Origin of the sequence: Sphingorhabdus sp., assembly GCF_023910635.1 — a bacterium.
Lineage (GTDB): Bacteria > Pseudomonadota > Alphaproteobacteria > Sphingomonadales > Sphingomonadaceae > Sphingorhabdus_B.
Genome location: NZ_JAAVVZ010000049.1, coordinates 1 through 4,406 on the forward strand (window position 1 = coordinate 1; position 4,406 = coordinate 4,406).

Consider the following 4,406-nt stretch of genomic DNA (forward strand, 5'->3'; position numbering starts at 1 on the left):
CATATGGCCTACCTGTGGTGATCACCAATTGTTCGAACAACTACGGCCCTTTTCATTTTCCAGAAAAACTGATCCCGCTGGTCATCATCAAATGTTTGGCTGGCGAGCCATTGCCCGTGTACGGCACTGGATCAAACGTTCGGGATTGGTTGTATGTTGATGACCATGTTCGTGCGTTGCAAACTGTTTTTGAAACCGGCGGCGTCGGTAACAGCTATATGGTGGGTGGCAATTCCGAGCGCACCAACCTCGAAGTGGTCCACGTGATTTGCGATACCTTGGACCGTATCCGGCCAAGGCCAGATAAAATTAGCTATCGTGAGCAGATTAAGTTTGTCGCCGACCGACCTGGGCATGATTTCCGTTACGCTATTGACGCTACCAAGCTCCAAACCGAATTGGGCTGGAAACCGATAGAATCCTTTGAAAGCGGCATGGAAAAGACCATCACATGGTATCTTGAAAACCGGGCGTGGTGGGAAGCGATCCAATCGGGCGCGTATCAGGGCGAAAGACTTGGATTGAAAACCGCTTAACGATGTCAAACGCACCCATTCTTCTGACGGGCGGGACCGGCCAAGTCGGTCAAGCTGTGTTGCGGCATGCTGAGAAACGCGGCTTGGATATAGTCGCACCTGACCGGGCGCAAATGGACTTAACGAATGCGCAATCGATCGCCGAGATGGTCGTCAGCGAGTCATGGTCAGCCGTCATCAACTGTGCGGCCTACACTGCCGTCGATCGCGCAGAAACCGATGCCGAATTAGCCGAGCAGGTCAATGCAGTCGCGCCAGCTATATTGGCGGCCGAAACTGCGAAGTTGGATATCCCCATAATCCACGTTTCCACCGACTACGTGTTTGATGGCACCAAGAATGCGCCGTACGTCGAAGATGACGAGGTGAACCCGCTCGGAGTTTACGGCCGAACAAAGGAAATGGGCGAAAATGCCGTTCGGACGCTCAATCCGCGTCACGCGATCATCCGAACAGCATGGGTGGTAAGCGCAGGCGGAGCAAATTTTGTTAACACCATGATCCGGCTGGCATCTGAGCGACCTGAAATCAGCGTGGTAAATGATCAAATCGGGTGCCCGTCCAGCGCAACCGATATTGCCCAAGCGTTACTCTCGGTGGCCGAACACCCGCATGCACAACATGGCACCTGGCATTTTGTAAATGGTGGTGAAGCCAGTTGGTTTGATCTGTCAGCAAGGATATTCGCCAATATGACTCAGCGCGGACTAACTACTCCCGATTTACATGCCATCCCAACATCGCAATATCCCACACCGGCTGAACGCCCACGCAATTCGCGCCTCTCGACGGCCGCGATACAGCGGGATTTTGGAATCATACCTAGGCACTGGCATGACGCAATTGATGCGATACTTGCTGAACGTTTCGAAAATTAAAAGGACATAAAATGCGCGGAATAATCTTGGCCGGTGGTTCAGGCACCCGACTGCATCCAGCGACGCTTGCTATAAACAAGCAGCTGCTACCGATCTACGACAAGCCGATGATTTACTATCCCCTGTCAGCACTTATGCTCGCTGGCATTCGCGAAATTCTGATTATATCATCGCCAGAATATCTCGATAACTACCGGCGCCTTTTTGGCACTGGCGAAGAAATCGGATTAAAGTTTGAATATGCAGTGCAGCCAAAGCCCGAAGGCTTGGCGCAGGCATTTCACATTGGCGCGGAGTTTATTGGTGATCAACCGGCTGCCTTGGTTCTAGGCGACAATATCTTTTTTGGGGCAGGCTTTGGTGCATTGCTCGCTAAGGCAAGGGCACGGACTCAAGGCGCAACCGTATTTGGCTATCAAGTGAAAGATGCGACAGCCTATGGCGTCGTGGAACTCGACGTAGAGGGCCGCGCTATTTCCATCGAAGAAAAGCCAACGCAGCCGCGGTCGGACATGGCTGTCACGGGGCTGTATTTCTATGACAACCGCGTGGTGGAAATGGCTAAAGACGTTAGGCCTTCTGCGCGTGGCGAGCTTGAGATCACCGAACTTAACCGGATGTATATGGAGCTAGGCGAGCTTTACGTCGAAAAGATGGGCCGGGGATATGCCTGGCTCGATACCGGGACGCACGACAGCTTAGTTGAAGCAGGCGAGTTCGTCCGCGTGATGCAAAAGCGCACGGGTACTTTGATTGCCTGCCTTGAAGAAATTGCATTTCACCAAGGGTTCATTGACCGCGATCAGTTGATCCAACGTGGTAAGCTTTTTGAAAAAACATCCTATGGGCAGGCGCTCTTGGATCTTGCTGGGGTGCACTAAACGGTTGGCCTAATGTTTCTTCCGCTACCCTTGAATAGAAAACCATTGTCGTTCGCGATCATTTGAAGATGCACGAACTTAGCTCGGTGTTGACAGGTATAGGGAAGTATTACCGTCGGCAGGTCTCCCACACACTGTGCTCGGCATATTTCAGATACCGTGCCAATATATTAATTGATCTCCATCTGCCTGCGCGCATGATGACGGAGGAGTCCAATCCTGTGCGCAAAAATTTTTGCGCCTCGCCAACCCCTGCTCCATATGCCACCCATTTCAATTGCTGGATTTGCGGTCAAGCCGTCGGACGTGCGAAACCTATTGTAAACGCTCGACTATTAGTACTTTTAGAGAAGATAAGCCTCGCAATTCCGAGCCAAAATCCGTATTGAAACTGCGAAAGCAAACGCAGCTCATGAGGGCATCGAATGGCGCGAAATGTAGAAAATACGGACCTCCAAAATCGACATCGGCGCCTTCGGTTGGAAATCCGGAAGAAGCCTTACTGGATGACTTTGAGTGAAGGGCAGCATTTAGGTTATTACCGAGGGCGGCGTGTCAGAAAATGGGTGGTTCGTTTCCGGAAACGAGGCGGATCATGTTCTTACCAAGAGGCGACGATTGCGGAAGCGGACGATTTGGTCGATTCAGATGGCTCCAAAATACTAAGTTTTGAGCAGGCGCAAGAGACTGCACGCAAATGGTTTGATGACATGGGCCAAAAAGGTTGTCCCAATTCAAAGCCATATTTGGTTTCGGATGCTCTAGATGATTATCTGGCAAGTTTTGGCGGAAAAGATCTTGAAAATACGCGCCGGCGTATCGAGGCAATAATTTGTCCGCAAATTGGAGCACATGACACTGCCAAGCTTACGGCTAAAATCATACAGGAATGGCATATAGCACTCGCCAATGCGCCCGCCCGCCTGCGCACGGCGCCCGGTGCGGTCCAGAACTATCGCCCGACGTCAAACACAGCCGATGCTAGGCGTAGCCGCCGCTCCAGCGCTAACCGGATTCTTACTATTTTAAAGGCTGCGCTGAACGTTGCATATCGCAACGAAAAGATTTTCGACGACAATGCATGGCGACGGGTGAAGCCTTTCGCAAAAGCAGATGCCCCGAGATTGCGATCCTTGGCGGATGCTGAGTCACGAAGGCTAGTGAGCGCCTGCAATCCACATTTTCGGCCAATGGTGACGGCGGCATTGCTTACTGGCGCACGTTACTCGGAGCTTGCCGCGTTGGAAGTCCGTGACTTTGACGCGCAATCGAAATCACTCTGGTTACGCGATACAAAATCGGGAACGCCAAGGGCGGTGTATCTAGAAAGCGAGGGTTTTCGATTAGTATCGGAAGCAATTATTGGCAAAAGTCGGATCGAACCGATTTTCCCGCGACCTGACGGTAAGAGATGGGGCGCTGCGCATCAGATGCGGCCAATGTTTGCGGCTTGTAAAGCGGCGGGTCTCGAACATGTTAGCTTTCATGATTTGCGCCGGACCTATGGAGCGCGATTGGCAAGGAAAGGCGTGCCCATGGCAGTGATCGCCGAGGCGCTTGGCCATGCCGACGAACGGATTACCCGGAAACATTACGCGCACTTAGCGCCATCCAATGTGGCGGAAACGATACGAGAAGCCGTTTCTGGGCTGGGTATTGTGTAATAAAGAATTAGATGTTCTATTTGGGGATATTTCTCTGTTATGAGTTTATCAGCTCCCTGATATCCAGCAATTAATTCCCTGTTCTTGGTCTAGGGATTTTTATTAGAAAGCACAGGATGTCAGGGGCTTTCAACACGCTTCATGTCTCAAAACCTGATCGATAATTCAGATTTTCCCTGTTAATTCCCTGCTATCAGGGAATTTTACAGCGAGAGTTATCGATTCCGGTTTGAGGCGCTGGCAAAACAATCAAATGTATCGAAATACGATGGAACCAAAGGCCAGCCGACGGAACGCCAGTAATTCGGCGAAATTGTCTGTTAGGGGAATGTTGGGGATGTTTCTATCTGCCGGCCAAAGCCGCAGAATTTGGTGACCCCTACGGGAATCGAACCCGTGTTTCAGCCGTGAAAGGGCCGCGTCCTAACCGCTAGACGAAGGGGCCAA

General features: G+C 51.5%; 4 protein-coding genes and 1 tRNA gene. 4 read left to right on the forward strand and 1 reads right to left on the reverse strand.

The window, feature by feature from the left end; genetic code table 11:
• From HEQ34_RS13845 to HEQ34_RS13860, 4 genes are all read left to right on the forward strand, one after another.
• A partial coding sequence (locus tag HEQ34_RS13845) for a GDP-mannose 4,6-dehydratase (RefSeq protein WP_296201471.1) occupies window positions 1-536 on the forward strand: 536 nt, incomplete at its 5' end.
• A 2-nt stretch (window positions 537-538) separates the two neighbouring features.
• Window positions 539-1,414: a dTDP-4-dehydrorhamnose reductase gene (gene rfbD / locus HEQ34_RS13850; protein WP_296201473.1), complete on the forward strand. Its 876-nt coding sequence runs from the start codon at window positions 539-541 to the stop codon at window positions 1,412-1,414.
• An 11-nt stretch (window positions 1,415-1,425) separates the two neighbouring features.
• Window positions 1,426-2,295, forward strand: a complete 870-nt coding sequence (gene rfbA, locus HEQ34_RS13855; RefSeq protein WP_296201475.1) for a glucose-1-phosphate thymidylyltransferase RfbA — start codon at window positions 1,426-1,428, stop codon at window positions 2,293-2,295.
• A gap of 506 nt (window positions 2,296-2,801) precedes the next feature.
• A complete protein-coding gene (locus HEQ34_RS13860) occupies window positions 2,802-3,959 on the forward strand; it encodes a site-specific integrase (protein ID WP_296201476.1) in 1,158 nt (385 codons plus the stop codon).
• A 370-nt stretch (window positions 3,960-4,329) separates the two neighbouring features.
• On the opposite strand, the gene HEQ34_RS13865 is transcribed toward HEQ34_RS13860, so the two are convergent.
• Window positions 4,330-4,404: transfer RNA gene (locus HEQ34_RS13865), tRNA-Glu, on the reverse strand.
• Window positions 4,405-4,406 lie beyond the last annotated feature (2 nt).

Coding starts and splice junctions, on each gene's coding strand:
- rfbD (WP_296201473.1), top strand. CDS start 539: ATGTCAAACGCACCCATTCTTCTGACGGGCGGGACCGGCCAAGTCGGT.
- rfbA (WP_296201475.1), top strand. CDS start 1,426: ATGCGCGGAATAATCTTGGCCGGTGGTTCAGGCACCCGACTGCATCCA.
- HEQ34_RS13860 (WP_296201476.1), top strand. CDS start 2,802: ATGACTTTGAGTGAAGGGCAGCATTTAGGTTATTACCGAGGGCGGCGT.